Below are 3,669 nucleotides of genomic sequence, written 5' to 3'. Positions count from 1 at the left end.
ACGGGCGGGGCGCACGTGTGTCTGATCCGGCGAGCGTCGCGGTCGTCATGAGGTCGAGAAGGGTGTCGGCGCGCAGCTGGGCGAGGGTGCGCTCCTCACCCGGCTGAACTCGCTGGTGGCGCGCGCGGGCGTCAGCGCGATCGTACGCGGCGAGCACTCGATCGGCAGGGCCGAGCACCGAGAGCGTCGCCATGCCGTCGTGCTCGGCCTCGAACCACGCGTTGCGATCCTCTGCCGCGCGGTGGTGGCGTACCTCGAGAGACTCGGGGTGGACTCGTTCGCGGGCGACGCGGGCGCGCAGCCGGAACTTGCCGGGCGGCAGCTGCTGCGCCGCCGTGGCGACGGCGTCGTCGAACCGCTCCCAGGCTTCGACGGCGTCATCGGGGAGCGATGCCGCCAGCTGCGCCGCGGCAGCGGCGTTCTGCGGTGCTACGCGCCCGGCGCGGAACGCGTCCCAGATCCGAGGGCACCGCTCGCGCAGCGTGTCGGCGTGTGCGGCACGGGTGCGGACGGCGGTCTCCGACATCCCCAACCGCGTCGCGACATCGAGTGCTGCCGCCCGCACGGCGATGTTGCGGCGCTCCGCACGCACCGCCGCGACCGAGCGACCCTGCGGGTCCCGCCAGTCCGGGTCGTGTGTCGGATCTGCCCCGACCCACGGGTCGGGGCAGGCCGCGGCATCCGTCAGAATCATCGCGATGGCGGCGTATTCGTCAGCGATCAGCACACGGGCACGGACACTCAGGCCCTCGAGCGCGGTGACCGCCGCGGTGTGGGCCTCGCCACTCGCGTAGAGCGCCGCGACGGCGACATCGGGGGGAGTCAGCGCCGGATCATCAGGATCGTCGGGCGCCCAGAACCAGTCGTCGACAGCGTCAGCGCGCCACTCGAGATCGTCGACGGCGTTCGCTGAAATGCTCACATAAAGAGCATACCAAGGTGCACGCAGAATAGAAACTATGTTCGAAATTTTACGCCGCAAAATACTCGTTGCTGCAGCCGTTGCACCTCCCACGCCGCGCTTGTTGCGCCGACCCTCACGATCATCCAGGCGATCCGGATTGAGCTGTCGACGAGCGCCAACACGACCCCGCGCTTGCGCGTCGGGCGCCGCACGGCGGTGACGGTGCCGACGATCGCGAGCAGGAACTCTGCGATTGTCATGAGCGATCCGTTCACCGACAGCGTGCCTGAAGCAGGACGAGTACTGGCATCACGGTGGGCGCGATACTGAAGGGGGCGGGTATGCGTCTTGAGGAAGTCCTGAGGCAACACTGCATGCGCTCGCGTTGACATGAAGGGGTTGGGTCTGACAGCGTCGACCGCGGGAGGGGATTCGCGTTTGGGCGCGTGTCTCGAACCCAGCTCTGACAGAGTCTGGGAGTTCGTTACTGGGGTTACATGTGAACCGGTACTTGCTGTGCTGTGCCGGCCGGTCGGAGCTGACCAATCAATTCACACACTGGGGAGACACTGCGCCATGCGTGCAACTATCAAGAACTACATCGAGGCGGCAAACCGCCGTCGCGAAGAAGAGGGCGAAGAGGGCTTCTCGCTCATCGAGCTCATCATCGTCGTCGTGATCCTCGGCATCCTGGTCGCGGTCGCCATTCCGATTTTCAGCAACATCCAGGCGACAGCTCAGCAGAATGCGGTCGACGCCGCTGCGGCGGACGCAGCGGTGGCGGTTGCAGCCGCGCTTGCCGACAGCAGCACCACCACGACACCGGCGACCGCAATCGCGCCTTACACCGGGGGCGACATCACCGTTGCCTTCAAGAGCGGTACCGCGCCGACCACGATTGACGGCGTCTGCATGACTTCGTCCGGCTACAGCAAGACGGGACAGTCCGGCCCCGGTTGCTGACGCGCATCGCGTCACCAGGGTCAGGGGCAAAGCCCTGGCCCTGGTGGCATCATTAGCCTTGGGGATTCTGCCACTGGGGAGGTGAGCAGTGAGGGGAACGCGTTCGTCTGACGAAGGCCTCGGCATCGTTGAGATCGTTATCGGCATGTTCTTGCTGGCGATTATCGCGGTCGCGATCCTTCCGGCGCTCTGGCAGGGGATCCAGCACTCGACACGGCAGTCAGCCACAGCTACCGCAACGCGTGAACTCAACTCGCTTGTCGAAGAGGTCCGCGAGAATCCGACATGCGGTCAGATCGCCGCCGCGACTACATCTCACACGTTCACGGACGGTGGCAGTCGGGCTCTCACTAGCAGCGGCACGTCGTCTACGTGCCCGGCCAGCTCGAAGAAAGTAACGGTTGCTCTGACGGTGGTCGACTCCTCCGGGACAACCTTGGCGAATGTTGAAGCGATCGTGTACGTGCCATGACGCGTGAACAGAAAGTCCACGTTGAAAAGGCGGACTCCGGGCTCTCTCTGATCGAACTGATCGTGTACGTCTTGCTCGCCAGTGTTCTTCTCGGAGCAATGGCACTGATCCTCGTGAATTCCTGGCGCACTCAGGAAGACGTAACCAGCGTCTCGGGGGCGACGAATCGCGGTCAGGTGATGGGCTCAGCATTGGAGCGGGCGATGCGCAATGCTCTCGACTTCGACGTCGACAACACCGGGACAGTGCTCCGAGTGCGAACCTCGCTCACGGGGCCACACGCTTGCCAGGGCTTTCTACTTACCGACGATGAAGCACGCATTGCCATGTCGTCGGGGGCTCTCCCTGCCAACACGAACGACTGGGCCGACTGGGAGTCAGATGTGGTGCAGAACGGCACGTCGCCGTTCTTCGTTGAGAACGGGGACACAGTGGTCTACACCTTCGATATTGAGACCGACTCTGCTCCTGTCCGCTTCTCCGGCGAAGCAGCGGCAAGGTCGGTCGCGACGGGAACGAGTTCGCCATGTTGGTAATCGATCGGCTGTTCATGCGCGTGCGTCGAGAAGACGACGGTGCGGTCCTCGTCACGGTGGTCGTGGTGATGCTGGTCGGTTTCATCGTGGCCAGCATCATCGCGGCCTCAGTCCTGTTCACGATCCGCGCGAACGCCACCAACAAGGGTCAGACGCAGGCATTCATCGCCGCGGAGTCCGGACGCGATGTGGCAGTGGCCAGCATGTCGGCGTGCTCGACGACCCATTTCACAGGCACTGACCCGACGTACGACACTCGCGTGTACTTCTCCGACATCGATGGAGTGCAGCCGACCACGTCGAACGGGCTCACGGAGGGCTGCCCGACATCCGCGACCGACTACATCGTCGTAAAGTCGACGGGAACCGGCCCCCATAACTCCACGGTGACGATCGACTCGGTGTACCCCTGGCAAGTGACGTATTCGCAGCAGCCCGGCGGCGTTGTCACCTACTTCTCCGGCGGGTTCACTGCCGGCGTCTCGCACTACACGGGGGATCTCGTACTGCGCGACGGCACGTACCGGTGCAACAACTCTGCGACCCTCACCGGAGACCTGTACGTGCTGTCGGGCGACGTTGAATTCAGTACGACGTGCCGCGTCGAGGGCGACATTTGGGCAAGTGGTCACGTGACAAACGGCAGCCAGGCGGCGACCGTCACAGGCTCAATCACCACGAACAGCTACGTGACTCTCAGCTCGAACGGCGCGACGTCCGTTGGTAAGGACATCAACGCCGTCGGTGTCGTGCATCTGGACAATCAGGGGAACGATCACGCAACGGTCGGCGGC

Annotated in this window: 5 protein-coding genes; 3 read left to right on the top strand and 2 right to left on the bottom strand. The window is 64.3% G+C overall.

Annotation, left to right across the window (positions count from 1 at the left end):
- Both VIQ49_RS00025 and VIQ49_RS00020 read right to left on the bottom strand, forming a co-directional pair.
- Positions 1 to 922: DUF222 domain-containing protein (locus tag VIQ49_RS00025; RefSeq protein ID WP_331879727.1), on the bottom strand; the 922-nt coding region annotated here is incomplete at its 3' end.
- A gap of 35 nt (positions 923 to 957) precedes the next feature.
- Positions 958 to 1,164, bottom strand: coding sequence for a hypothetical protein (locus tag VIQ49_RS00020; RefSeq protein ID WP_331879725.1), 207 nt, complete (start codon positions 1,162 to 1,164; stop codon positions 958 to 960).
- A gap of 316 nt (positions 1,165 to 1,480) precedes the next feature.
- Here VIQ49_RS00020 and VIQ49_RS00015 point away from each other — a divergent pair, with 316 nt between their 5' ends.
- The 3 genes from VIQ49_RS00015 to VIQ49_RS00005 all read left to right on the top strand — a co-directional run.
- Entirely contained in the window at positions 1,481 to 1,867 is a 387-nt protein-coding gene (locus tag VIQ49_RS00015) for a prepilin-type N-terminal cleavage/methylation domain-containing protein (RefSeq protein WP_331879724.1), read from the top strand.
- Between the two features lie 468 nt (positions 1,868 to 2,335).
- Complete coding sequence (locus tag VIQ49_RS00010; protein WP_331879723.1) at positions 2,336 to 2,875, top strand: hypothetical protein; 540 nt, start codon at positions 2,336 to 2,338, stop codon at positions 2,873 to 2,875.
- Positions 2,866 to 3,669 (top strand): hypothetical protein (locus VIQ49_RS00005; protein WP_331879722.1); only part of this gene is annotated, 804 nt, incomplete at its 3' end. The genes VIQ49_RS00010 and VIQ49_RS00005, both read left to right, overlap by 10 nt.

Source organism: Williamsia sp. (assembly GCF_036566845.1).
Lineage (GTDB): Bacteria > Actinomycetota > Actinomycetes > Mycobacteriales > Mycobacteriaceae > Williamsia.
This window is presented reverse-complemented; position numbering and strand designations above follow the sequence as displayed.

What these genes read in the sequence shown, in the direction of transcription:
- VIQ49_RS00020 (WP_331879725.1), bottom strand. Translation starts at nt 1,164, where the DNA reads ATGACAATCGCAGAGTTCCTGCTCGCGATCGTCGGCACCGTCACCGCC.
- VIQ49_RS00015 (WP_331879724.1), top strand. Translation starts at nt 1,481, where the DNA reads ATGCGTGCAACTATCAAGAACTACATCGAGGCGGCAAACCGCCGTCGC.
- VIQ49_RS00010 (WP_331879723.1), top strand. Translation starts at nt 2,336, where the DNA reads ATGACGCGTGAACAGAAAGTCCACGTTGAAAAGGCGGACTCCGGGCTC.